Annotated in this window: 25 protein-coding genes; 19 read left to right on the forward strand and 6 right to left on the reverse strand. The window is 30.1% G+C overall.

Going from position 1 to position 26,158, the window contains the following annotated elements; all coding sequences use genetic code 11:
- Positions 1 to 2,582, reverse strand: a 2,582-nt coding sequence (locus KGF38_RS12855) for a transglycosylase domain-containing protein (RefSeq protein ID WP_227832444.1), incomplete at its 3' end; no start/stop codon positions are given.
- Positions 2,583 to 2,797: 215 nt separating this feature from the next.
- Here KGF38_RS12855 and yunB point away from each other — a divergent pair.
- Complete coding sequence (gene yunB / locus KGF38_RS12860) at positions 2,798 to 3,496, forward strand: sporulation protein YunB (RefSeq protein ID WP_054269422.1); 699 nt, start codon at positions 2,798 to 2,800, stop codon at positions 3,494 to 3,496.
- A gap of 211 nt (positions 3,497 to 3,707) precedes the next feature.
- Here the strand turns inward: yunB and KGF38_RS12865 are convergent, their stop codons facing one another.
- On the reverse strand, positions 3,708 to 4,715 hold the full coding sequence (locus KGF38_RS12865; protein WP_054269423.1) for a SpoIVB peptidase S55 domain-containing protein: 1,008 nt from the start codon (positions 4,713 to 4,715) through the stop codon (positions 3,708 to 3,710).
- A gap of 227 nt (positions 4,716 to 4,942) precedes the next feature.
- On the opposite strand from KGF38_RS12865, the gene KGF38_RS12870 reads away from it, so the two are divergent.
- The 3 genes from KGF38_RS12870 to KGF38_RS12880 all read left to right on the forward strand — a co-directional run bounded on the left by KGF38_RS12870 (position 4,943) and on the right by KGF38_RS12880 (position 8,243).
- Entirely contained in the window at positions 4,943 to 5,821 is an 879-nt protein-coding gene (locus tag KGF38_RS12870; RefSeq protein ID WP_054269424.1) for an N-acetylmuramoyl-L-alanine amidase, read from the forward strand.
- A gap of 201 nt (positions 5,822 to 6,022) precedes the next feature.
- Positions 6,023 to 7,573 carry an ABC-F family ATP-binding cassette domain-containing protein gene (locus tag KGF38_RS12875; protein WP_054269425.1) on the forward strand — a complete coding sequence of 517 codons (1,551 nt, stop codon included), beginning with the start codon at positions 6,023 to 6,025 and terminating at the stop codon, positions 7,571 to 7,573.
- Positions 7,574 to 7,601: 28 nt separating this feature from the next.
- Complete coding sequence (locus KGF38_RS12880; protein ID WP_054269426.1) at positions 7,602 to 8,243, forward strand: TIGR01906 family membrane protein; 642 nt, start codon at positions 7,602 to 7,604, stop codon at positions 8,241 to 8,243.
- A gap of 91 nt (positions 8,244 to 8,334) precedes the next feature.
- On the opposite strand, the gene KGF38_RS12885 is transcribed toward KGF38_RS12880, so the two are convergent.
- A complete protein-coding gene (locus tag KGF38_RS12885) occupies positions 8,335 to 8,595 on the reverse strand; it encodes a cysteine-rich small domain-containing protein (protein ID WP_003418451.1) in 261 nt (86 codons plus the stop codon).
- Between the two features lie 207 nt (positions 8,596 to 8,802).
- Between KGF38_RS12885 and hflX the strand changes: the two genes are divergently transcribed.
- From hflX to KGF38_RS12905, 4 genes are all read left to right on the forward strand, one after another.
- Positions 8,803 to 10,086, forward strand: a complete 1,284-nt coding sequence (gene hflX / locus KGF38_RS12890) for a GTPase HflX (RefSeq protein ID WP_054276078.1) — start codon at positions 8,803 to 8,805, stop codon at positions 10,084 to 10,086.
- A 7-nt stretch (positions 10,087 to 10,093) separates the two neighbouring features.
- Positions 10,094 to 10,771: a HEAT repeat domain-containing protein gene (locus KGF38_RS12895; RefSeq protein WP_054276079.1), complete on the forward strand. Its 678-nt coding sequence runs from the start codon at positions 10,094 to 10,096 to the stop codon at positions 10,769 to 10,771.
- An 85-nt stretch (positions 10,772 to 10,856) separates the two neighbouring features.
- Positions 10,857 to 11,300, forward strand: coding sequence for an NUDIX domain-containing protein (locus tag KGF38_RS12900; RefSeq protein ID WP_003437525.1), 444 nt, complete (start codon positions 10,857 to 10,859; stop codon positions 11,298 to 11,300).
- Between the two features lie 308 nt (positions 11,301 to 11,608).
- On the forward strand, positions 11,609 to 12,253 hold the full coding sequence (locus KGF38_RS12905) for a YigZ family protein (protein WP_074179197.1): 645 nt from the start codon (positions 11,609 to 11,611) through the stop codon (positions 12,251 to 12,253).
- A 110-nt stretch (positions 12,254 to 12,363) separates the two neighbouring features.
- Here KGF38_RS12905 and KGF38_RS12910 read toward each other — a convergent pair whose 3' ends face one another.
- Positions 12,364 to 12,741 (reverse strand): sulfite exporter TauE/SafE family protein, encoded by a 378-nt coding sequence (locus tag KGF38_RS12910; protein WP_054269430.1) that lies wholly within the window; start codon positions 12,739 to 12,741, stop codon positions 12,364 to 12,366.
- A complete protein-coding gene (locus KGF38_RS12915) occupies positions 12,741 to 13,136 on the reverse strand; it encodes a sulfite exporter TauE/SafE family protein (RefSeq protein ID WP_413926756.1) in 396 nt (131 codons plus the stop codon). The genes KGF38_RS12910 and KGF38_RS12915 overlap by 1 nt, the downstream gene beginning before the upstream one ends.
- Before the next feature lie 170 nt (positions 13,137 to 13,306).
- Between KGF38_RS12915 and nadE the strand changes: the two genes are divergently transcribed.
- From nadE to KGF38_RS12960, 9 genes are all read left to right on the forward strand, one after another.
- A complete protein-coding gene (gene nadE / locus KGF38_RS12920; RefSeq protein WP_054269432.1) occupies positions 13,307 to 14,062 on the forward strand; it encodes an NAD(+) synthase in 756 nt (251 codons plus the stop codon).
- Positions 14,063 to 14,144: 82 nt separating this feature from the next.
- Positions 14,145 to 14,867 carry a YebC/PmpR family DNA-binding transcriptional regulator gene (locus KGF38_RS12925; protein WP_074179199.1) on the forward strand — a complete coding sequence of 241 codons (723 nt, stop codon included), beginning with the start codon at positions 14,145 to 14,147 and terminating at the stop codon, positions 14,865 to 14,867.
- 452 nt (positions 14,868 to 15,319) lie between these two features.
- Complete coding sequence (locus KGF38_RS12930) at positions 15,320 to 16,117, forward strand: enoyl-CoA hydratase-related protein (protein ID WP_407811898.1); 798 nt, start codon at positions 15,320 to 15,322, stop codon at positions 16,115 to 16,117.
- 94 nt (positions 16,118 to 16,211) lie between these two features.
- The gene (locus tag KGF38_RS12935) at positions 16,212 to 17,552 is read left to right on the forward strand and encodes a GntP family permease (protein ID WP_074179200.1); all 1,341 of its coding nucleotides are present in this window, start codon (positions 16,212 to 16,214) and stop codon (positions 17,550 to 17,552) included.
- A 137-nt stretch (positions 17,553 to 17,689) separates the two neighbouring features.
- The gene (locus tag KGF38_RS12940; RefSeq protein WP_054269436.1) at positions 17,690 to 18,922 is read left to right on the forward strand and encodes a CaiB/BaiF CoA transferase family protein; all 1,233 of its coding nucleotides are present in this window, start codon (positions 17,690 to 17,692) and stop codon (positions 18,920 to 18,922) included.
- 18 nt (positions 18,923 to 18,940) lie between these two features.
- Positions 18,941 to 20,083 carry an acryloyl-CoA reductase gene (acrC, locus tag KGF38_RS12945; RefSeq protein ID WP_054269437.1) on the forward strand — a complete coding sequence of 381 codons (1,143 nt, stop codon included), beginning with the start codon at positions 18,941 to 18,943 and terminating at the stop codon, positions 20,081 to 20,083.
- Positions 20,084 to 20,093: 10 nt separating this feature from the next.
- Positions 20,094 to 20,888: an electron transfer flavoprotein subunit beta/FixA family protein gene (locus tag KGF38_RS12950; RefSeq protein WP_074179202.1), complete on the forward strand. Its 795-nt coding sequence runs from the start codon at positions 20,094 to 20,096 to the stop codon at positions 20,886 to 20,888.
- A 13-nt stretch (positions 20,889 to 20,901) separates the two neighbouring features.
- The gene (locus KGF38_RS12955; RefSeq protein ID WP_407814548.1) at positions 20,902 to 21,921 is read left to right on the forward strand and encodes an electron transfer flavoprotein subunit alpha/FixB family protein; all 1,020 of its coding nucleotides are present in this window, start codon (positions 20,902 to 20,904) and stop codon (positions 21,919 to 21,921) included.
- A 98-nt stretch (positions 21,922 to 22,019) separates the two neighbouring features.
- Entirely contained in the window at positions 22,020 to 23,393 is a 1,374-nt protein-coding gene (locus KGF38_RS12960) for a sigma-54 interaction domain-containing protein (RefSeq protein WP_074179203.1), read from the forward strand.
- A gap of 160 nt (positions 23,394 to 23,553) precedes the next feature.
- Here the strand turns inward: KGF38_RS12960 and KGF38_RS12965 are convergent, their stop codons facing one another.
- Positions 23,554 to 23,901, reverse strand: a complete 348-nt coding sequence (locus KGF38_RS12965; protein WP_223153301.1) for a hypothetical protein — start codon at positions 23,899 to 23,901, stop codon at positions 23,554 to 23,556.
- A gap of 490 nt (positions 23,902 to 24,391) precedes the next feature.
- Between KGF38_RS12965 and KGF38_RS12970 the strand changes: the two genes are divergently transcribed.
- The gene (locus tag KGF38_RS12970; RefSeq protein WP_054269441.1) at positions 24,392 to 25,402 is read left to right on the forward strand and encodes a DUF4116 domain-containing protein; all 1,011 of its coding nucleotides are present in this window, start codon (positions 24,392 to 24,394) and stop codon (positions 25,400 to 25,402) included.
- 134 nt (positions 25,403 to 25,536) lie between these two features.
- Entirely contained in the window at positions 25,537 to 26,025 is a 489-nt protein-coding gene (locus tag KGF38_RS12975) for a flavodoxin family protein (RefSeq protein ID WP_054276085.1), read from the forward strand.
- Positions 26,026 to 26,158 lie beyond the last annotated feature (133 nt).

Here is a 26,158-nt window from a genome sequence, read left to right on the forward strand (position 1 = left end):
CCATTATCAGGAGTAGTAGAGCCACCACCATTATTATTTCCACCATTATCAGGAGTAGTAGAGCCACCACCATTATTGTTTCCGCCATTATCAGGAGGAGTAGAGCCACCACCATTATTACCTGAATTATTGTTGTTGTTATTATCTTCTTCTTGTTGATTGTTATCTGGTTTCTTTGTATCTTCAGATGATGGTTGAGAACTTACTCTAGTAGGAGCAGTACCTTCAATAAATGCTGCTTTAGAGCCAGAAGACTGCTTTCCTCCATCATCTAAATTAATTTTTGTAAAATATACATTTTTAGGAACTTCAAATTCAGTTACTGTTAAGTTAGCATGTATCTTTGACATAATTTTTTCCCATAATTTCGCAGTACTAGTACTTCCACGAGGAACTTCTCTACGTTTTATGGTGTTACCAGAATCATCTTTTCTTCCAGCATCATCTCCGATATAAGTTGCTCCAACATAATAAGGTGTATAACCAACAAACCAAGCATCATATGCACTATTTGTAGTACCTGTTTTACCTGCTACAGGCATTCCATTTGGAAGTGCTGCTATACCACCAGTACCTTCAGTAATTACGCTTTCTAACATATCTGTAACAACATAAGCTACTTCGGGTTCTACAACTTTATGTTCTTCAGGAGCATTTTTAACTAATAATTGACCATCAAAAGTAGTTATAGTAGTGAAAATTGATGGTTCTACATAAACTCCTTGATTTGCTAATGTACCATAAGCAGCAGCCATCTGAAGTGGAGTAATACCATTTGCCATACCACCTAGTGTTAATGATGGGAATTGCCTATCAGTTGCTCCTGACTGACTATTCTTCACAGTTGTTATACCAAAGTTCTTTAAGTAGTCCATCATTATATCTATACATTCATCATAAGAATCTCCAAGCATCTCAGCAGTTTTTACAGCTATTGTATTTGAAGATTTAGCAAGAGCTCTACGTAAACTCATAGAACCATGACCAGCAGTAGTAGTTCTTGGGTTCCATTTAGTATTCTCTTCAAACTTATATCCTCCTCTAGCATCACTTAGAGAGGTTGCTTGTGTAATTTTTAAAGTATCAATAGCTGGTGTATAAATTGCCAGAGGTTTTATAGCAGAACCTGGTTGATGAGGGTTAGTAGCACGGTTTAAAGTTTTTCTACCACTTATATTTCTTCCTCCAGCTAGTGCTCTTATTTCACCATTTTTATAATCTAAGATTACCATTGCAGATTGCGGTTGACTAACTCCATCAGGACCGACCATATGTCCTGGGAAATTGCTATTTTTATCATATTCTTCTTCTAAAGCATCTTGCATTTTAGGGTCTATAGTTGTATTTACAATTAGACCTCCATTGTAGAATAGGTTTTGAGCTTCATCATTTGTATGTCCTTGTTCCATTAGAGCATTTATAACTTCACTTTCAATAAGGTCTTCTACAGATGAAGAAACTTTGTCAGATGATTTAGGTAATTTTATTTCTATTTTAGCTTTGATTGCTTCATCATATTCGCTTTGCTTTATATATCCTAATTCTAACATTTTCTTTAGAACAACTTCTTGTCTTTTCTTAGCTTCTGGATTACTTACAGCTTTTCTTACAACTAATGTACCTGCTTTTAATTGTCTATAAGTATCATTAGATATAAGTTCCCAAGAATTTATTTTCTCAATCATATCAAAGTCTACTTTTGTAGGGTCATCTAAATCATCATCAGTTGTGTTAACAAAAAATAATAATTTATTTTCTAAATCACCCTTAGTTTCACTTCCATCTAATTTAGAAGTTTTATAAGCTGAAAATTTTGATGGATTTTTAGTTGAACCAGCAAGAAGTGCTGACTCAGCTATAGTAAGGTCAGATGCAGACTTATCAAAATAACCACGTGCACCAGCCTCAGCACCTGCTAGACCTCTACCAACGAAAAAGTTATTTAAATAAGTTTCTAGTATTTTATCTTTACTTACTGTTTTACTCATCTCATATGCATAGTAGATATCCTTTATTTTACGAGGTAGAGTTTGTTGTTCAGTTGTTAACAACATTTTGGATACCTGCATAGGAATAGTACTACCACCTTGTTTAGTACCTGTAAGAGTCTTTAATACTGACCTAAATAAACCTTTAATGTCGACACCTTTATGTTCATAAAAACGTTCATCTTCTATTGCAATTACAGCATGTTGAAGATGCTTTGAAATCTTATCTAATGGAACAGGTGTCTTTTTATTTACACTTGGAGCTGTAGATAATGTTTTTCCATTAGCGTATTTAATTGTAGTTGTTTGGTTTGTCTGTTTATCCAAGACAGCCTCTGTAACTGGAGAGACATCTCTCAGTGATGCAAATACTAAACCAGCAGTACCAGCAGTACCAACAACTAGTAAAACTAAAAATACTATACCAAATACTCTCAGTTTTCTAAATTTATCGCTTTTTTTAGATTTTTTCTTGTTTTTTGTTGAACGAGTTTTGTTAGCTGAACTTCTATTAATTGGTTTGTTTGTATTACTAGAGGAGCTAACTTTTTTTCTTCTAATTTTATTTCCATTTTTATCATTATCGTTATTCATAAGATTTTAACCTCCTTACTTAATGCAATATTATAACACAAATAGGAGTAGTTTTGTAATTAATAGAAAAAATGAATTTGCTATAATATTCTGTACATTGTAAATATGTATAAACATAATGTATTAAAAAGTCTATATTTTTATTTTATTTATTTTTGACAAATATTATAAAAATTATGCTAAAGCTACATATAAATAAATAGGAGGGGATAATTTTGAATAGAATAGTAGATAGAAAAAAGAAAAATGAATTTAGAAAAATTGTAGCTATTTTTTTGTTAATTCTTTTCTTGTCTGTATTTATAGGCAGTTTTATATATATAGATAAAACTTTAAGACCAACAATAACAGTGTTGGCGGAAACTAAAGCTCTTGAATTAGCAAATAGGTCCATAAATAAAGCTGTTGCTGAAATGGTAGAAGGAAAAATAAACTATGAAGATTTAATGGATATACAGCTTGATAACAATGGCAAAATAACTATGATACAAGCAAATACTATAATGATGAATGAGATTGCCTCTGCAATAGCTTTAGAAATACAGGATGAATTAAAAAAAGCTAAGACAGCAAGTTCTTACATACCTATAGGAACAGCATTAGGAAGTCCTATATTAGCCAAATACGGTCCTAGGCTTGAAGTTTCTATTGAACCTATAGGAACGGTATCAGTAAACTTTAAAACGGAATTTGAATCGTCAGGTATCAATCAAACAAGACATAGAATATATTTAGAAGCTCAGACACAAGTTAAAGTAGTAATACCACTTATAACTTCAACAAAACAAATCAAAGCACAAATACCTATTTGTGAAACTATAATAGTAGGTGATGTTCCAGAAAGTTATGTAAATATACCAGAAAAAAATCTAGGCAATGTTTTACCTAACACTGGAAAGAATGCTAATAAGTAATATAAATTTCTATATTTTTAAATAAATTTGAAAAAGTAGTTTATAAATAAAAATTTTGTAAATAATATTAATATAATTTCAATAAAAAATTATATTTTATACTATGTAAAATATTTAATATATTTGGTCTATGGTGTAAATAGATTACATTTAGACCAAATATATTATTAATCATATATTTAATATTTAAATTACTATTTATCTATATTATTTACAACATCCACTTAATAAATACACCGTAACCTACAGCTGGGTCATTTTCAATTGCATGAGAGACTGCTCCGATTATTTTATCACCCTGAATTATTGGAGTACCACTCATCCCTTGTACAATACCACCAGTCTGAGATAAAAGTTTTTTATCTGTGATTTTAATTTTAAAACTTTTACTTTCTGGATGTTTTTGGTTTTCTATATCTATAATTTCAATATTATATTTTTTACATTCATTAAAATTATCTTGTAAAATTATTTGAGCTTTTCCTGTTTTAACTTCATCTAAAGAAGCTACTTTATATTTTGTTAAATTAGCAATATCAAAGTTGTTAATTTGACCTCTTATTCCAAAATCAGTATTTTCTGTAAAACTACCAATAATATTTTCTCTTTTTGCATTTATACATCCAACACTACCTTTATAAGATTTTTCTATATTAAGATGTTTTGTTGTAGAAATTGAACCAGATTTAATAGGTATCTTTCTTGCATTACCAACACTTATTGGATGACCTACAGCACCAAATTCTGATGTTTCTGGATTAATATATGTTAAAGTAGCAAACCCAGAAAGTAAATTATTAAAACTAATTTTTTCTAATATGTGCTTAGTCGTTTTCATTGTTATAAGTTGACCACCTCTATTTAATAAAATAGATACTGGTTTTTCTTCTGGTAAAGCATTTAGGGTATTTACAAAGTCACTATATCCATCAATCTCAGCATTATTTACTTTTACTATTGCATCACCTAATCTAAGTGGAGATGCTTCACCAGGATTTCTAACAATAATATTTTTTAGTTCTGCATCGATTTGAAGTACATTTCCAATTGGTATTAAATATTCAGGTTCACTTTTTTGTAAATTTTGTGCATAAATTAAATTATTTGAGAAAAAATATAATAAAAATAAAAAAGTTAAAACAATTGTAAATTTAGACTTAGCTAAGTTAGTTCTTTTATTTAAAGCTTTATCTTTAAAATAAAAATTTTTAAGTTGCATAAAACACCTCTTTCTTATTAAATTATTTTAATAATAGAATTGAAGTTTTCTTGCTGCTTCTGTATTATGTTGTGCAAGAATTAGTTTTTAATGCTTGGAAAACTGACTCAATAACACCTTAGTTTTCATAAAAATAAATAAAATAAAGAGTGTATATGATAAAATAGATACATATTCATATAAATTAAAATAAATAATAACTGTCTATCATTAGAAAGGAGCAAAACATGAAAAAATATAGATTGTTAGTTACTTGTATAATTGCCATGGGAATTATAATTATAGGAACATCAAATCCTGTTAGTAATTTTTACAAGACTACAAATTTAATTAGTTCAGGAACTACTACAAATGAAAAAGCAGATAAAGATAAAAACTCAAATGAAAATACAAAAGATAAAGACAAATCAAATTCAAAAAGCAATAAGGAAAAGTCATCAGAAAATAAATCATCAGATAATAAAAATGAAACTCAAAAAAATAAAAAGTTTTTAATTTGTATAGACCCAGGACATCAGGGAAAAGGCGATGGCAATTTAGAACCAGTAGCTCCAGGTTCTTCCTCTCAAAAAGCGAGAGTATCTTCAGGAACAGAGGGTATTGCTACAAAAAAACCAGAATATGTTTTAAACTTAGAAGCATCTCTTGTTTTAAAAAATATATTAGAATCTAAAGGTTATAATGTAATAATGACTAGAGAGACTCATGATATAAATATAAGTAATTCAGAAAGAGCGATACTTGCTAATGATAAAAAAGCAGATATGGTTGTAAGAATACATGCAGATAGTTTAAATAATTCTTCAAAAACTGGTGCATCCATATTAATTCCTGAAAAGGATGGAAAATATACAGCACCTATATATGAAGATAGTAATAAATGTGCTGAATTTATTAAACAAAATATGGAACAAGCTGGAATACAAATTAATGGAATCGTTCAAAGAGGAGATTTGACTGGATTCAACTGGTCAAAAGTTCCAGCTGTATTAGTAGAAATGGGATTTATGAGTAACTACAATGAAGACCAAATGATGTCAAATCCAGAATATCAAAGAAAAATGATGCAATGTGTTGCAGATGGATTAGATGAGTATTTTAAATAGAGTATAAATAGAGAAAAAGTTAGGTTGGTATTATTTTCCTAATTTTTATCTCTATTTTTTATTGTACATAATATAAAGATAAAGATTATTCTAGGTTAAATTGTTGTAAATATAACTAAAAATATTGGTAATACTTGATTTAAGTTTAAAAAGAATATATTATAGTATAGAATGTGTAAAATTTTTTTGAGAGGTGTTAGAATGCTAGTAGTAGAAAACGTGAGTCATGGATTTGGTGCTAGAACAATATTAGAAAATGTATCTTTTAGACTTAGAAAAGGTGAACATATTGCACTAGTTGGCGCTAATGGAGAAGGAAAATCAAGTTTTTTAAATATAATAACAAAAAAGCTTATGCCAGATGCTGGAAATATAAAATGGTCTTCAAGAGCCACAGTAGGTTACTTAGACCAACATACAGTTCTAAGTAAAGGTAAAACAATAAGAGAAGTGCTTAGAGAAGCTTTTAAGCATATGTTTGATTTAGAGCAAGAAATGATTGCTATGTATGACAAAATGGGAGAAGCTAATGATGATGAGATGAGTAAGCTTCTTGAAGAAACGGCAGAAATACAAACTATACTTGAAAATAGTGGTTTTTATATGATAGATGCTAAGATACAAGAGGTTGCAAATGGTCTTGGTCTTGGAGAGATTGGTCTTGACAAAGATGTAACTGACCTAAGTGGAGGACAGAGAACGAAAGTACTTCTTACTAAACTTCTACTTGAAAATCCTACTATTCTTATATTAGATGAGCCTACAAACTATTTAGATGAAGAACATATAACATGGCTTACTAGATATCTTCAAGAGTATGAAAATAGTTTTGTCCTAGTTTCTCATGATATTGAATTTATAAATAATACTTGTAACGTAATATACCATATGGAAAATGGAGAACTAAATAGATATAAAGGAAACTATGATGAATTTGTAAGACTTAATGACATAAAGAAACGTCAAGAAGAACAAGCTTACGATAAACAAGTTGAAGAAAGAAAAAGATTAGAGGACTTTGTAGCTAGAAATAAGGCTAGAGTAGCAACTAGAGGAATGGCTAACAGTAGACAAAAGCAACTTGATAAGATGGAAATATTGGAAAGACCAAAAGAAAAGATAAAGCCTACTTTTTCTTTCAAAGATGCTAGAGCAGCAAGTAAGATAATTTTTGAAACAGAAAGTTTAATTTTAGGATATGATGAAGCATTGACAAAGCCACTTAATTTCCATTTAGAAAGAGGAAAGAAGATAGCTTTAAAAGGAATGAATGGTATTGGAAAATCTACTTTATTAAAGACTTTACTTGGAATAATAAAACCATTTGAAGGAAGTGTTAAGTTAGGTGATTATCTAGAAGTTGGATATTTTGAACAAGAGAGTTCAAAAGAAAATAGTAATACACCTATGGATGAAATTTGGAGTGAATTCCCAGGACTTACAAACTTTGAAGTTAGACAAGCTCTTGCAAAATGTGGACTTACAAATGAGCATATAACTAGTCAAATGAGAGTACTAAGTGGAGGAGAAGCTGCAAAGGTTAGACTTTGTAAAGTAATGCTAAAAAATATAAATTTCTTAGTACTAGATGAGCCTACAAATCACTTAGATGTTGAAGCGAAAGATGAATTGAAGAAAGCCATAAAAGAATTTAAGGGAACAGTTCTTTTGGTATGTCATGAACCAGAATTTTATTCAGACATTGTTGATGATGTATGGAATATAGAAGATTTTACAACTAAAATAGTGTAGTGCTTTAATTTATTACTGGGGGGATTTCATGAAAAAATTTCTAAATATACTTTTTTCAATATGTATAAGTATAGTTATAATAGTAGGAGTTATTAATTTTACTGTTGGGTTTAAACAACTATATTATTTTGATGTTGATTATCTAAATATATCAGAGTTATCTGGTCTATCTAAGGATGATATAAAATTAAACTACGATTATCTGATTGATTATAATCTAAATAAGAATGTGTCTGAGTTTAAGTTACCCACATTAAAATCTTCTCCACAGGGAAAGATACATTTTGAAGAAGTGAGAAATATATTTCAAAACATCAATAAACTAGCTAAAGTACTAATGATAGTATCTTTAATAGGAATTATATTTAATGCAAAAAATAAAAATATAAAAATTTTAAAAACTACATCAATAACGCTTATAATTATGCCATTATTATTGGCAGTTCCAGTTTTATTGAATTTTGAAAAATCATTTATTATTTTTCATAAATTATTATTTAGAAATGATTACTGGATATTTAGTCCAGATTTAGACCCAGTTATAAATATATTGCCAGAAGAATTCTTTTTTCATGCTGGTGTGATGATTTTAATGTTGATTTTATTAGTAAGTATATTACTTTTTGTAATATATAAGTTATGCAAATCAACTAAATTAAAAATGAGATAGACTAAAGTTATACAATAAAAATAGCTATGTAATAATATTTAGACTAAGAGTAGTTAATAAATATTTGTGCATAGCTATTTCTAATGAGAAATTATTTTTTACTAGTAATTTTAACTAAATCTTGAAATTTCCCCATAATATAATTATAATTATCTTTTTTATGAGGGAGCATGCAACTACTGCAATCTTTGATACCTTTATCTGTATACTTGAAGTTTCCACCACAATTTTCTCCTAAAGCATACAAAGGACAATAGCAAAATAAACAATTAAATTCTTCTGGTTTATTAGTTTTATGACAAGGGAAAAATTCACAATCTTTGTGATTAAAAAACTTATAATTTTCGCCCATATTTTCCTCCTAAATTAAATAAAATTTAAATCTTTTATAACTATATAAGATTTTGGTGATAATATAATTATACTAAATATTTTTATTAATAGTTGATAATATAGTACTATTAATCATAGTATTAATGGTATAATTAGTCAACAGAAAAATAATGTAAATATATTTTGCAATTATAATATGTTTTATAACAAAAAATGAGGTGATTAAGTGAAAGAAATTCAAGAGAGAGCACTTCTTGTAGGTCTTAATTTGACGACAATAGTGAAAAAAAGTGATGATATAGACACTAGTGAATCCATGGAAGAATTAAAGGAATTAACAAAAGCTGCTGGTGCAGAAGTTGTAGGTAGCTTAATTCAAAACAAGCACTCCATAGATGCAGCTTATTATATAGGAAAAGGTAAGGTAGAAGAAATAAGAGCATATAGTGATTCACTAGATGCTACTTTAGTAATTTTCAATGATGAATTATCTGGTGCTCAAATCAGAAATATAGAGAATGTTGTTGGAAGAAAAGTAATAGATAGAACTACCTTGATTCTGGATATATTTGCTCAAAGGGCGCTTAGTAAAGAGGGTAAATTGCAGGTTGAATTAGCTCAACTAAAATACAGATTACCACGACTTTATGGAATGGGTGGTGAGATGAGTAGGACAGGTGCAGGGATTGGAACTAGAGGTCCTGGAGAACAAAAACTAGAAATAGATAAAAGACATATACTTAATAAAGCAGCAGATATAAGACGTGAACTTAGAGAAGTAAAGAAGAATAGAGAGACACAGAGAGTTAAACGTTTAAAATCAAATATACCAATTGTAGCACTTGTTGGGTATACAAATGCAGGAAAATCTACCCTATTAAACGAATTAATAAAGACACACAAGGATTATGAACAAGAAAAAGAAGTTTTTGTAAAAGATATGCTTTTTGCAACTCTAGATGTAACTTTAAGAAAGGCACTTTTACCAAATAAGAAAGAATTTTTAGTAGTAGATACTGTTGGATTTGTGAGTAAGCTTCCCCATGATTTAGTAGAGGCATTTAAAGCAACACTGGAAGAAGTACAGTATGCAGATTTAATTCTGCATGTAATTGATGCAACAAATACTAGTTATGAATTGCAAAAAAGTACAACTGAAGGTGTATTAAAAGAACTTGGTGTAAATGATAAAAAACATATACTTGTATATAATAAGGTCGATAAGCTAGAATTGGATATATATCCTAAAAGTCAAGAAGATATTGTGTATATTTCTGCTAAACAAGGCATAAATATGGATAAGCTATTAAATCTGATAGAAAGTGCTTTAATGGAAAATACTTATTCAGTAAGCTTAATGTTACCTTATGAGAGAGGTGATATATTTAGTAGAATAAAAGATAAATATAATGTGGAGAATTTTGAGTATGGGGAAAATGGTATAGCATTAGATGTAAACTTGGATGAAGAAGATTTTAATATCTATAGAGAGTACATATTAGAAAAATAGGTTGAATATGGATATTAATTGGGAAAACATAGATAATCTCGAAGATTATTTTATAACCTATCTTCTTTATAAAGAATCTAAAACAGTATCTCAAATTAGTAAGATTAGAAATATTTCAAATACTGAAGCAAGCGAGCAACTTATACAAGCAAAATTGAAAATAAAAGAATTGCAAAAAGAGGATTTTGAGGCATCTAAAGATATTTTGGATAAATTTTTAGAATTAGATAAAATCAAGAGACTTGATTTTATGGATAGCTTAGATGACGAAAAAATGGTATACTTTAAGAGAAAGGTTTTCAAAAGAATCCTTGTGGAAAAAAATGCTGAAGATTTAATTGTTTTAATCTGGGCGACAGGTGAGCTAAAAGATGATAGATTCTTAAAATTACTTCATCAGCTCACAAACCACAGACACTCAGATATTAGAAGGATAACTTATTCAGCCATCAGAAAGATTGAATCACCAATTAGTAGAGAAGTATTACAAAAAGGTCTCTATGATAAAAATGCACAAACTAGGCAGTATTGTGCAAAAGCTCTTTCAAAATTAGGAGATGAAAACAGTCTAAAGATTTTACAGCAGTTGAAAGACAAGAATAAGAATTTTGAAAAAGAGTATGTGCTTAGAGCTTATGACGAAGCCATTAAAGCATTGGAAGATGCGAAAAATTTGAAAAAGTAATTTTTTATTAAAGCAATTTGTTTACTTAACGATGTATTTCTAGAGTTTAACAAGGTAATAAATAAATTAATGGGAGGGGTTTCAAATGATAGTAAGACGTTGTGCAGGTGGAGTAGTTTTTTATGCTAATAAAGTACTTATTGTAAAAAATGATAGAGGTGAATGGACACTTCCAAAAGGAAAAATACTTGGAGGAGGACTTCCATATGAGAGTGCTGTTCAAAGAGTTAAAGTAGAAACTGGCATAGATGCTAAAATGATAGATGTAGCTGGCGATACTATGTATGAATTTTTCTCAAGAAGTAGACAACAAGAAGTTTGTAATGCAATAATGTGGTATGTTATGGAAGCTTGTAACACTGATTGTGTACTTGCTCCTGAATTCCAAGAAGGTGGATTTTATAAAGTAAAAGATGCTTTAGAAATGTTGTCACATCACAAAGAGCAAGCTTTAGTAGAAGTATCTTATAAAAAGTTTAAAGAATTAAAAAAATTAGTTTCAGAGGGCGATGATGTTCCAGCAAATTAATAGTGAATTTAGAGAATTCTGAGGAAGGGTTAGCCCCTTCCTTTTTTAATTGAAAATATTTTAAACATAAATTAGATAGTTTGCTTAGATTATAATTTAGAAATCTAAATTTTTAGTAATTTATATCTAAAATTAGTGACCTATATTTGAAATAAAAATTAAAAAGTATACAATTTTATTATATAATTGTTTTATAACATTGATTAAAGAAGTGATAAAAATCTATCTATTTTTTAGTAGAATAATTTTATATATAAATACATATTTGATGTATATCTTAGAAAATGATTAAAATAGGAGGAATTATAATGAGCAATTACAGGACATTACATGAATTTGGAACTGATGAAATAACAATTGAAAAGTCTGTTTTTATTGGATATGCTAAGCCTATAAAGAGTGAAGATGAAGCACTAGAATTTATAAATGAAATAAAGAAAAAGCATAAAGATGCAACTCATAATGTATGGGCTTATACAGTTGGGCAAAATATGAATATACAAAGATACAGTGATGATGGAGAGCCACAAGGAACCGCAGGTATACCTACATTAGAAGTTATAAAAAAAGAAGATTTAAGAGATGTAGCAGTTGTTGTTACTAGGTATTTTGGAGGAACAAAATTAGGTGCAGGTGGTCTAGTTAGAGCTTATACAAAAGGTGCTAAGTTGGGGTTAGAAGCAGGAAAGATAATTTATAAGGTAATGTATCAAGAAGTTAAGATTAAAATAGATTATACTCAACTTGGAAAAGTACAAAATGAATTAATGAATTTGGGGTATTTTATAAAAGATACAATATATGAAGATAATGTTGAGATAATAGTATATTCGAAATTAGAAGATGTGGAAAATTTATCAGAAAAAATGGTTGATATAACAAATGGAACAGGAAAAATAGTTTTAGGAGAAGAATTTTATTTATCTGAACAAAATGGAGAAATATTATTGTAATCTAAAAAGATTAAAAAAAATAGTTATATTAAACATTCAATTTTTATCTTAAAATGAAATCTTAAAATGAAATCTTAAAATGAAAAGCCATTAAATTGTTTTAATCTAAATCAATTTAATGGCTTTTTATTAGATTTTGCACAGAATCCTTTTTTTACTTCAAATAAGCCAACTAGAAGCAGAAATATACCAAATATTCTCTTTAGTATATCTGAAGATAGATAATTAGCTAATAGTGAACCAAATATAGCACCTAAGACCCCAAATACAGCTATGGGTATAACCAATTTAAAAACTACATTTTTATTTTTTATATGTATAGCCAATGCTATAAGTGTCATAGGGATAGATGAAAGTAAATTTACACTTTGAGCTATTTTAGTATCTATACCAGCAAGTAAAACTAGTGCAGGTATAAGTATGGTTCCTCCACCCATTCCCATTCCTCCGATAATCCCTGCAAAAAATCCAATTAAAGCAAATAACATTAGAACACCATCCTTAATGCTGCAATTATCATGATTATTCCAAAAGAAATCCTAAGAAACTTTCCAGTAACTTTATTTAGTAGTTTTGCTCCTATGATACCACCAAGAATACTTCCAACAGCAACCTTTATTGTCAAATTAACGTCGTAAGTACCCTTAGATACATATAAAACAGAACTTGCTGTCGTTAAGAAAATTATTATAGAAAGAGCAGTTGCATGAGATTTATGTTCTTCTACCTTAACGATGTCATTTAATATTGGAACTAAAAGAGTACCTCCTCCAGACCCAAAAACTCCATTTATAAACCCTGTAAAAACTCCAATTATCGTATTTTTCAAACTAAAATCAAGATATTTTTTCTTTAAATCATCAGTTTTTTTCATAAAAATCACCTTCTGAAATAGTTTTACCAAAATAGGCAAATTATATTTATATAAAAGTAAGATTAAATATAATATTTCATATTTACGTAATTTTGCATAAAAAAAAACATATTAAAACAACATATTAATATATGGTATAATATATTAAAACAAAGTAGCAAATTTGAGAGGAGATAACAATGTCAAATATAAAAATACAAATAGACAAAACTGTAGAATGGCTTATAAATAAGGTTAATGAGGCAAATGCAAAAGGATTAATTGTCGGTGTATCTGGGGGAATTGATTCAGCAGTAGTTGCTAATTTAATTAAAAAGGCATTTCCAGAAAACTCTATGGGAGTTATAATGAGCATAAAAAGTAATCCTCAAGATAGAGAAGATGCACTTAAGGTTATAGAAGGTTGTGATATAGAATACCTTGATTTAGACCTTATAGAACCACAAAGTGCTATATTAGACATGGTAGTAGGAAATTTAAAAGAGAAACATTTATATAGAGAAGAATATTTAAAAATGACAGATGCAAATCTAAGAGCAAGAGTAAGAATGAGTACTATTTATACAATTGCTAACAATCTAGGATATCTAGTTGTTGGTACAGATAATGCTGCAGAAATACACACAGGATATTTTACTAAATTTGGTGATGGTGGAGTTGATATTTTACCAATTGCAAATTTAACTAAAGGCGAAGTGTATGAATGGGCAAAAGAACTTGGTGTTCATGAAGATTTAATAAATAAAGCTCCTTCTGCAGGTCTTTGGGAAGGTCAAACAGATGAAAATGAAATGGGAACTACTTACAATATGATAGATGCTGTGTTGCAAGGTAGATTAGATGAAGTTCCTCAAAGAGACCAAGAGATAATTGAAAGACTTCATAGAATAAGTGAACATAAGAGAAAAACGCCTGCACAACCTCCTAAGTTCTAATTTACTATTTTAAAGATTTGTGATAAAATTTACAGGTGATAAAAATTAGAATAACTAATTGTACGTATTAAGGAGTGGAAATATGGGACGTATAGGTAATATAATTAATAGAAAAGGTAAACAAGATGCTCAAAGAGCAAAAATATTTACTAAACATGCTAGAGCAATAGCAGTTGCTGCTAAAGAAGGTGGAGCAGACCCAGAGTATAATGCAGCTTTAAAGACAGCTATAGAAAAAGCTAAGGCAGATAATATGCCAAATGATAATATAGATAGAGCTATCGCTAAAGGTGCCGGAGCAGGTGCTGGTGATGACTATGAAACTATAGTTTATGAAGGTTATGGTCCTGGTGGAGTTGCAGTTATAGTAGAAACTTTAACTGACAACAAAAACAGAACTGCTGGTAATGTTAGATATTACTTCGATAAAAATGGAGGAAACTTAGGAACTAGTGGATGTGTGTCTTTTATGTTTGATAAAAAAGGACAGATATTAGTTGGTTCAGGAGATGGAATTTCAGAAGAAGAATTGATGGATATTGCATTAGAAGCAGGAGCTGAGGATTTTATAACAGAAGAAGACGGTTATGAAATAATAACTACACCAGAAGATTTTTCTGCTGTACGCGATGAGTTAAAAGCTAAAGGGTATGAGTTTATATCTGCTGATGTAAAGATGATACCTCAAACTACAACTGTATTAACTGAAGAAGCTCATTTAAAAATGATGAATAAATTAGTTGATATGCTTGAAGAAGATGATGATGTTCAAGATATATATCATAACTGGGAAATAGAAGAATAAATGTTCTAATATCTTAGAAATGTATACACCTCTAAACCATGTTTGCATAATAATATGTAAATATGGTTCAGAGGTGTTTTTATATTTATAAAAATTGTTCTATAAAAATATATTTTATAAAACAATAATATTATGACAGCGTTAAGAAATCTATACTATTGAGACAAATACGTAGTAAAGTATCAAAAATGAGACTATATTCTCAAAAATGAGACAAAAATATGATTTTATGGATTTTATTGCAGAAAAATTCTTTAATAAATTATGATTTAATCAGTTTTAAAGCCAAAACCTATTAAAAATTTAGTGAAATTTATGTATATTTTGTTTATTTCATTAAAAAAAACAATTTTTTAACAAAAATAATGGAATTTAATAGAAGTTGGCGTAGAACTTGCTAATATATATCAACAAGAAATGTAGAAAAAATAACAATGTATAATGGGGGGAATATGATGGGATTTGAAATGGAAAATTTGAAAAATCTTAAGGTAGAACTTAAGGATAAAGTCTGTGTTATTACTATAAATAGACCTAAGGCTTTAAATGCTCTTAATAATGACACTCTTAGAGAGTTATCTCAAGTTATTGATGTAATATCAGAAAACGAGGAAATATTAGGAGTTATTATTACTGGAGAAGGTAAAGTTTTTGTAGCTGGAGCTGACATACGTCAGATGCAAAACTATAAAAGTGAAGAAGGCAGAAGATATGCAGGTTATGCACAAGGGATTTTTGACAAAATTGAAGCTCTTGAGAAAACAGTAATAGCAGCAGTTAATGGATATGCACTAGGTGGTGGATGTGAACTTGCTATGAGTTGTGACATTAGAATTGCATCAGAAAAGGCTATATTTGGACAGCCTGAAGTTAATTTAGGAGTAATTCCGTGTTTTGGTGGAACTCAAAGATTATCAAGACTTGTTGGAACTGGGATAGCCAAAGAATTAATTTTTACAGGAAGGCAAGTAAATGCAGAAGAAGCTAAATCTATTGGTCTTATTAATAAAGTAGTTCCAAGTGATGTGCTTTTAGAAGAGGCAATGAAGATGATGAATCAAATAGTTGAAAAAGCACCAATAGCAATAAGATATGCAAAAGTAGTTATTAATAAAGGAATAGATATGGATTTAAAAAATGCTCTTGAACTAGAGAAAGATATTGCAGGTTTAACTTTTGCTACAAGAGATAAACAAGAGGGTATGGATGCATTTATAGAGAAGAGAAAGCCAGTTTTTGAGAATAAGTAGCTATTATAACCAAATTGGAATAAATGTAGAAAATATTCAAAATCTAAATTTCGTGAAGAAACACACAGAGTTTAATTTTAAAAGGAGTTAATTTATGAATGCGGGAGTAATTATAAGTTTAGTAGGGATTATTATAGCCCTATCCCTTCTAGTTGTAATGGTTATGAGGGGAGTAAATATTTTTATAATAGCAATTGTATGTTCACTACTAGTTGCTATAACAGGAAATCTAAATGTATATAATGCACTCAAGGTGGATTATATGGCAGGTTTTGTTGGATTTCTCCAGGCGAATTTCTTTATTTTCCTAACAGGTACTTTAATGGGAAAAATAATGGAGATTACTGGTGGAGCGAAATCTATTGCTAAGATGATTGTAAGATGGATTGGTAAGGATAAAGCATTACTCTCTATTCCAATAGCTTGTGGAATATTAGCCTATGGAGGAGTAAGTGTTTTCGTTGTAAGTTTTGCAGTGTTTCCGATAGCTTTGGAAATATTTAAAGAAGCTGATTTACCACGTCGATTTATACCAGCAGCCTTGACTTTTGGATGTTCGACTTTTGCAATGGTTGCACCAGGAGCACCACAGATTCATAATATTGTTCCAGCTTCAACATTAGGGACAGACATTATGGCTGGTGCAGTAAATGGATTTATATCATGTGCAGTAATGTTTGTTGTTGGAAGCATCATTTTATATAGAATGGTTTCAAAAGAAAAAGCCAATGGTGGGCATTTTATAGCACATGAATCAGATATATTTGATGAAGTAGCAGCAACTAATTCTAAGAGAGGAAATGGTCCTAATGGTCTAATTGCGCTAATTCCATTAATAGTATCAATATTAATAATTAATGTAAAAATTAATGGACAAGCAATAGTACCAATTGAGGTAGGAGTGTTTATTGGAGCGTTATTAGTGTATTTATTGTTAAATAAATATCAAGATAATTCCAAAATAGTTGGACATGTTGGTGATGCATGTAAAACTACAGTAGTAGCAATATGCAATACTTGTGCTGTAGTTGCATTTGGCTCAGTTGTAAAATCAGCAGTTGGTTTTGACTTTATAGTTAATGCTATGACTAATATTCCTGGACCTCCTATTGCAGGAGCTGCCGTTGGAACTACAGTTATTGCAGGTATATGTGGGTCAGCTTCAGGTGGACTTGGAATCGCAGCTCCACTTCTTGGACCAGTATTTTTAGCTAAGGGTGTCTCTGCAGCGGCATTAACTAGAACTATGGCAATTTCATCAGCAGCATTAGATTCACTTCCTCATAACGGATATATCGTTACTGTAACAAATGGTCTATGTAAAGAATCACATAAAGATGCTTATATGCCAATATTTTGGGTGACTGTTTTGACCCCAATTATTGGAACCGTAGTAGCAGTTCTTATGTTTACGATGTTCCCAGGATTACCATAAAAGAAAAGATGAAAAATATACATTATATTTTGATATTGTAAAACTAATTTTCAAAATATGTACAGTAAATTTTATGATTTAATACTATAAATAAAATATTTAAAATACCAAATCGACAGTATAAGGAGGAATTAAAAGTGTTAAATAAACCATTAGAAGGTGTTAAGGTAATTGACTTAACATATTTTGTAGCAGGTCCAGGAACTTCTAAAATATTAGCTGACTGGGGTGCGGATGTAATTAAAGTAGAGCCAAGCTTTGGAGACCCAGGAAGAAAGACAGGGGCAACAATGACAATGCCAATAGATGATTATAATAATCCTTTTTACAGTACATATAATTCAAATAAAAGAGGCTTGTCTATAAATCTTAAGAGTGAAGCTGGAATTGAAATTATGGATAAGCTTTTAAGTGAAGCAAACGTGTTTGTTTCAAGCTATAGAACAGGAGCATTAAAAAGGCTAGGTCTTGACTATGAATCATTAAGTAAAAAACACCCACATCTTATTTGGGGACAAATAAATGGTTTTGGTGATTTTGGACCTGCTAAGGACAATGCAGGATTTGATACAGTTGCCTTTTGGGCAAGAAGTGGAGCTATGCTTGATATAGCAGAGAAGGATACAAGTCCAATAAACCCACCTATAGCCTTTGGAGATGCAACAACTTCTTGTAGCTTATCTGGAGGTATATGTGCAGCTTTATACCAACAAGCTAAGACTGGAAAAGGTCAAAAGGTAATGGCATCTTTGTTTGGACAAGCAATATGGAATGCATCATCTTTATTGGCATCTACACAGTTTAGTGATGAGTATCCAAAAACTAGAAAGAATGCCATTTCTCCAGTAATAAATTCTTATCGTTGTAAGGATGGAAAGTGGATATTCTTAAGTATCCTAGAACATGAAAGATATTTTGAGGCACTTTGCAGATTATTTGGAAGAGAAGATTTGATAAAAGAAGAGAGATTTGCATCTTCAGTAGAAAGTAAGAAAAATGCTACAGAGCTTATTAATATTTTAGATGGTGAGTTTGCAAAATTTACTCAAAATGAGATGGTTGAAAAGCTTACTACTGCGGATATAGCCCATGAAAGAATTCAGCATGTTAATGATGTAGTAACTGATGAACAGGCTATTGCTAATAACTATATATATGAACATACAAGTAAAAATGGAAATAAGACAATGCTTGCATCCACTCCAGTTAAGTTTGGAAATATTGAAGTTAATATGACTTGTGATGCTCCACTTATAGGAGAACATTCAGATGAGATATTGAGAGAACTTGGATACAGTGATTCTGATATAGAAGCTCTAATTGAATCTGGAATTGTAGCAATGAATAAAGAAACATGTGAACTATGTTAATAAATAGGAGGAAATTTTATGGATTTTAGATTAACAGAAGCCCAAGTAATGCTTCAAAGAGTAGCAAGAGAATTTGCAGAGAATGAAATAGCACCAATAGCTGCAGAAACAGATAAAACTGGTATTTTCCCAAGAGAACTTTTTAGCAAAATGGCTAAAATAGGATTTAATGGTATTGGGACACCTGTCGAATATGGAGGTTCTGGTGGAGCAGATATAGAAAAGGTAATTGTTGTTAATGAGGTTGCCAAAAAATGTGCAGCATCTGCAGCAATACTATCAATACACACAATATATGCTCAAGCTATTTTGAAATTTGGTACTGAGGAACAAAAGAAGAAATACCTTCCAATGATGGCTGAAGGTGGGTGTGTAGGAGCTTTTGCTTTAACTGAACCTAATGCTGGTTCAGATGCTGCAAGAGCTGCAACAACTGCAATTATTGATGAAACAACTGATGAATATGTTTTAAATGGAACTAAGTGTTTTATTTCTGGTGGAGGTCAAGCAGAATCATTAATAATATTTGCATTGACAGAACCATCAAAGGGAATAAAGGGGATGTCTGCTATTATAGTTGACAAAGGTACTCCAGGTTTCTCAATAGGAAAAATTGAAGAAAAAATGGGTATACATGGTTCAGAAACTGCAGAATTAATATTTGATAACTGTAGAGTTCCAAAGTGTAACCTATTAGGAAAAGAAGGAAAAGGCTTCAACATAGCTATGACTTGTCTAGATGGTGCAAGAATTGGAGTTGGAGCTCAAGCTGTAGGAATTGCTGAAGGGGCTTTAGAAGAAAGTATCAAATATTCTAAAGAAAGAGTTCAATTTGGCAAGCCAATTTCAGCTTTGCAAGGTATTCAATGGTATATTGCAGATATGGCTACTATGGTGGAATCAGCAAAATTGTTAGTATATTATGCTGCGGATTTGAAAGCTAGAGGCGAAAAACACACTAAAGAAGCTGCCATGGCAAAATACAATGCATCACGTACTGCAAGAGAAGTTACAAATCTAGCTCTCCAAATCCATGGAGGATATGGATATATGAAAGATTATCCATTAGAGAGAATGTACAGAGATGCTAAGATAACAGAAATTTATGAAGGTACTTCAGAAATACACAAGGTTGTTATTTCAAGAGCAGTACTAGGATAGGAGGAAGATTATGAATATAGTTGTTTGCTTAAAGCAAGTTCCAGACACTAATGAAGTTAAAATAAATAAAGAGACAGGTACCCTAATAAGAGATGGTGTACCAAGTATAATCAATCCAGATGATAGAAATGCTTTAGAAGAAGCTTTAAAAATAAAAGATGAACTGGGAGCAGTGATTAAGGTTATAAGCATGGGACCTCCTCAAGCTAAAAACGCTTTAAAAGAAGCTTTGGCGATGGGTGCTGATGAGGCATATTTAATTTCAGATAGAGCTTTTGGTGGCTCAGATACTTGGGCTACATCTACAATTATCGCTGCTGCTATAGAGAAGGTCGGAAGGTATGATGTAATATTCTGTGGAAGACAAGCTATAGATGGAGATACAGCTCAGGTTGGACCAGAGGTTGCAGAATTTTTGGGAGTTCCACAGGTTACCTATGCAAAAGAAGTAAAGGTTCAAGGTGATAAACTACTAGTAACTCGTTATACAGAAACTGGAGATTACTTAATAGAAGCAAAGATGCCAGTTTTATTAACTGCTATAAAAGAGTTAAATAATCCAAGATATCCAAGTGTTAAAGGAATCTTAGAAGCTTACAATAATGGAGATGCAAAAATTACTGTGTTAACACTTTCAGACTTAGATGTTGATACAACTCAAATTGGATTAAAGGGTTCACCTACAAATGTTTACAAGTCGTTTGTACCAGTTAAAGACAAACATAATGAAATAATCGAAGGTATAAATAAGAAAGAAAAAGCTGAAAAGTTAATAGAAATACTATTCGATTTGAAACTAGTATAGGAGTGTTAAGATGATGAGAGCAAAAGTTAATCAAAGTATAAATTTAAATGACTATAATGGAGTTTGGGTAATAGGAGAGCAAAGGGAAGGAAAAATTAATCCAGTTACTATAGAACTTATTGGTGAGGGAAGAAAGCTTGCTGACCAATTAGGAAAAGAGCTTTCAGTTGTAATAGCTGGATATGAAGTAGATAAAGAAGTGAAGGAATTACTTCACTATAGTGTCGATAAAGCATATTATATCAATGACCCTCTTCTTAAAGATTTCACAACTGATGGATATGCAATTTCAATTGCAGATTTAATTGAAGTGAAAAAGCCAGAGGTGGTACTAGTTGGAGCTACTTCTATAGGAAGAGATATTGCACCTAGAATTGCAGGTAAAATTGGAACAGGTCTAACTGCTGACTGTACAAAACTTGAAATAGATTTAACAGACAATAAATTATTACAAACGAGACCAGCCTTTGGTGGAAATTTAATGGCTACTATCGTTTGTCCTAAAAATAGACCACAGATGTCAACTGTTCGTCCAGGAGTTATGGCAAAAGCTATAAGAACTGAATCAGAGAATGGAGTTTTAGAGGTTGTTAATCCAGGACTTACTGAAAAAATGATTAGAACTAGATTAGTAGAAATGCTTCCACAAGAAAAGAAATCTATAAATCTAACTGATGCTAGAATAATAGTTTCTGCAGGAAGAGGATTAAAGAGGGCAGAAGGATTTGAATTAATAAAGGAATTGGCTGATAAATTAGGGGCAGAGATTGGTGCTTCAAGAGCCGCAGTAGATTCAGGGTGGATAGAGCATTCCCATCAAGTTGGACAAACAGGAACTACTGTTAGACCAGAGTTATATATTGCATGTGGTATATCTGGAGCAATACAGCATTTAGCAGGTATGAGTGATTCTAAGTATATAGTTGCTATAAATAAAGATTCAAAAGCACCTATTTTCAATATATGTGACTATGGAATTGTAGGGGATTTATATGAAATCCTACCTGAAATGATAGAGTCATTAAATAGGTAACTTTTAGAAAACATTGAATATATAGAATGGTAAGTCTTATAATATTGTATTGTAAGACTTATTATTTTTGCTGAAGGTTATAGTGGAGGGATGAAACAATGAAAGAGCACTGGTATAAGGATATATTTGCAAGAGTATTATCCATGACTGATGATGGTTTTATTGTTGTAGATAAAGATGGAGTAATCATAGATATTAATGATAAATATTGTGATTTCTTAGGGAAAGCAAAAGAAGATATAATAGGACATAATATACAAATTATTATACCAAATACAAAAATGTTAGATGTTATGAGAGATAAATATTGTGAAGAAGGAGCTATACACCATTACTCAGGTGGAGAAACAAAAGAAAAAAGTGTAATAGTAAGTAGATCTTATGTGGAAAATGACAGTGGAGAAGTGGTTGCAGGTGTAGCTCAAGTTAAATTTAGATTACAATCATTTGATGTAGCTAAAAAATTAATGTCAGAATATATGGAACTCCAATATTATAAAGAACAATTTAAGGATAAATGTAGCTTTGATAAGCTTATAGGTGAAAATAAAGATTTCATAGAACTTAAGAAAACAGGTATGAAAGCTTCTAAAACGAACTTCTCAGTACTTTTGACAGGGGAAACAGGTACAGGTAAAGAAGTATTTGCTAGAGCAATTCATAATAATAGCAGTAGAGCAGACAAGCCTATGGTTAGTATAAACTGTGCTGCAATACCAGAAGAACTATTAGAATCAGAGCTATTTGGATATGACGAAGGAGCTTTTACAGGAGCAAAAAAGGGAGGCAAAAAAGGTAAGTTTTTGGTTGCAAATAATGGTACTATCTTCTTAGATGAAATAGGTGATATGCCTTTGACCATGCAAGCAAAACTTTTAAGAGTTCTTCAGGAAAATGAGATAGAGCCAGTTGGAGGTCTTAAAACGATAAAGATAGATGTAAGAGTAATCTCTGCTACAAGAAAGAATTTAAGTAAGATGGTTGAAGAGGGATTATTTAGAGAAGATTTATACTATAGGTTAAATGTAATAAATATTCATATGCTGGAATTAAAGGACAGACAAGATGATATTTTGTTGTTAGCAAATTATATATTAAACAAATTAAATGCTGAATATAAGGAATTGAAGGTTTTAAGTGATAAGGTTAAAAATTGTTTTATTAACTATATTTGGCCAGGAAATATAAGAGAACTACAGAATGTAATAAAAAGTGCTTATGCTGTAAGTGATGATATGGTCATTATGATGTGTGACCTTCCATCTAAAATGGATAATATCAGTAGAGTGGCTCAATGTAATGTGGACAGTAATTGCTCAATTCATGAAATGGTGGAAAATTATGAGAAGAGTTTAATTATTGATGTGTTAACGAAGTATAATTGGAAATGTTCCAAGGCAGCAGAAGTTATGGGAATACATAAAAGTCTTTTATATAAGAAAATAAAAAAGTACGAAATTGAATTAAAGTAATTTCAGCATTTAAATATGATTTAATTGTTTTGGGCATAACAAAACCCTCCTAGTTTTAGACAGATTTACGTATTTTAACTGTCTTCTAAGAGGGTTATAGTCCAAATTCAAAGTGAATTTTATCTAGTCTTTACAAAAGCTGTTTTGAATAGGTTGTTATTTAATCATAATTTTCTACTTCTTTATCAAGTTCTTTTCCACAAGAATCACATTTATATATAGCATTATATCCGTAATCATATTCATCAACTATTTTCTTTTGTCTAAATACACCGCCACACTCACATAAGAAACCGATTTTTATAAGTGTAACAATAAATTGTGACTTTATAAATTTTATATCATTACATTTGTCATTAGTATAAAATGTATAAATGTAAGAGTTATCACATTCATCTCTTAATTCAAATTTTTCAATATATGTGCTGTTTTTTAATTCCTCAAATTCTTCTTTAGTCAAGTATGATTTTTGTTGCAATTCCTGTAAGCGTTTAATTTGGTCCATCATTTATATCCTCCCAATAATTTTAGTGTTTTAAGCTTAGACAAGGATTCTAAGTTTTATTAAATTTATCTCAAGGAATTATTTAAATCATATTTAGTTTTATTAATGATAAGATATATAAATTAGATAAAATAAAACTAATTGTAAAAATAATATCCTATGAAAACCTAAATTACTAACCCCTTACTAACCCGAAAACTAAAAAAGAAAAAAGAAAAATATATCCAAACATAAGTGATATATAAATAAAAATATTCTATATAAATTTAACTTTAAATATTCTGACAATAATATATAAAAATATATTATAGTTAAAATATACCACATATTTTGGGTATTGTATACTGGAATTAAGGTAATTAATTTATTTTTTAACATACAAATGATTGTGTAAAAAAAAACAAGACTCAAAAATTTTTATATTCTTTGATAGAATAAAAATAAGAGTAAATTTATTGAATTTTATAAAATTTATAAGGGGTGAGTTTGGGATATGCAAGAAAATAAAAATGATATATTTGAATCAATAGATAATGATGATTTTGATAATAAGACAGAAGATGAATATTTAGAAATAGTAAGAAAAAATGGATTGAATTTAATATACATAAAAAATCAAACAGAAGAGATATGTTTAGAGGCTGTTAGACAAAATTGTAATGCAATAAAATGTGTTCAGAATCAAACAGAAAAAATATGTTTAGAAGCAGTTAAACAAGATTGGAGAATGTTAGAATTTGTGGAAGAACCAACAGAAGAAATTTGTATGTTAGCCATTAATCAAGATGGAACAGCATTAAAATACATAGAAAACCAAACAGAGGAATTGTGCTTAAGGGCTGTTGAAAAAAATGGTGCTGCATTGGAATATGTAAAAGAACAAACAGAAGAAATATGTATAGAAGCAGTAAGAAATAGTGAATTTGGGTTAGCTAGGGTAAAAAAACAAACAGAAAAAATATGTATGGAAGCAGTTAAGCATTGCAGTTACAATCTAAAATGGGTAGAAAATCAAACAGAAGAAATATGTATGGAAGCAGTGAGACAGAATGGGCTTGATTTGAAATTTGTAAAAGAGCAAACAGAAACAATCTGTTTAAGAGCAGTAAGACAAAATGGAATGGCGCTAGAATTTGTAAAGGAACAAACTATTGGTATATGTTTAAAGGCAGTGAGACAATACGGAATGGCATTAAAATTTGTAAAAGAGCAAACAGAAGAAATTTGTACAGAAGCTATAAAACAAGATAAAAGAGCACTTAGTTTTGTAAAAGAAAATAAAGAAAAATATAAAGTTTTATGTGATAATAATGAGCCATTTGCAAAACGCTATGTTAGAAATGTAATAGAAAAAGAAAACAGAGCATTGATTAAAAAGGGAGAAGAAAATGCAAAAATCAAAATTGCAGGAAAACTTTACGATAGAGGAATGTCATTTCAAGATATATCAGACATAGTAGAAATTGAAATAAGCAAGTTAAAAGTGAGTTTAGGTATCTTTTAAAGAAATAAATTTAGGTACTTTTTTAATTGAATAATTAACAAAAAAATAATCGACTAGTTCTTTGTAGTATAGCAAAATTAGTGCTATAATTTGACTATAATAAATTATTTTTATTGAATAAGGGGGAATTAAAGTTGAAGATTACCATATTATATCAAACAAGAAGTGGAAACACAGAAAAGGTAGCTAAGATGATAGAAGATGGAGCTAAAAAAGTAGATGGTGTAGAAGTTAAACTCATGAGATTTGACAATATTGACTCAGATTATTTAAGTGAAAGTAAGGCAGTGATATTTGGAACACCAACTTATTTAGCAAATACAACTTGGGAAGTAAAAAAATGGTTTGATGAAGACTCAAGAAAAGTCAACTTAGCTGGAAAATTGGGGGCAGTTTTTGCTACATGTGACTATGTATGTGGAGGTCCAGATGTTGCGATACTTACTATAGTAGGTCACTTGATGGTAAAAGGTATGCTTGTGTACTCTGGAGGAGGCTCTTTAGGGAAACCATTTATACATTTGGGACATGTACATTCAGTTGAAGGACCAGAAGTACAAAATGAGAAGGCTATAATATTTGGCGAAAGAATTGCTACTAAAGCAAAAGAACTATTTGCTTAATTTCTATATGCATGATAAGAATTATAATAAATTTAAATTTTTAGTGGGGATTTGGTGTAAAAGTTATAAAATAAAAATTTTTCCATAAAATTACTCAAGATAGATTATGATATAATTATAAATCAATTATATT

It is taken from the genome of Clostridioides sp. ZZV14-6387, from assembly GCF_020657835.1.
Taxonomy (GTDB): domain Bacteria; phylum Bacillota; class Clostridia; order Peptostreptococcales; family Peptostreptococcaceae; genus Clostridioides; species Clostridioides difficile_A.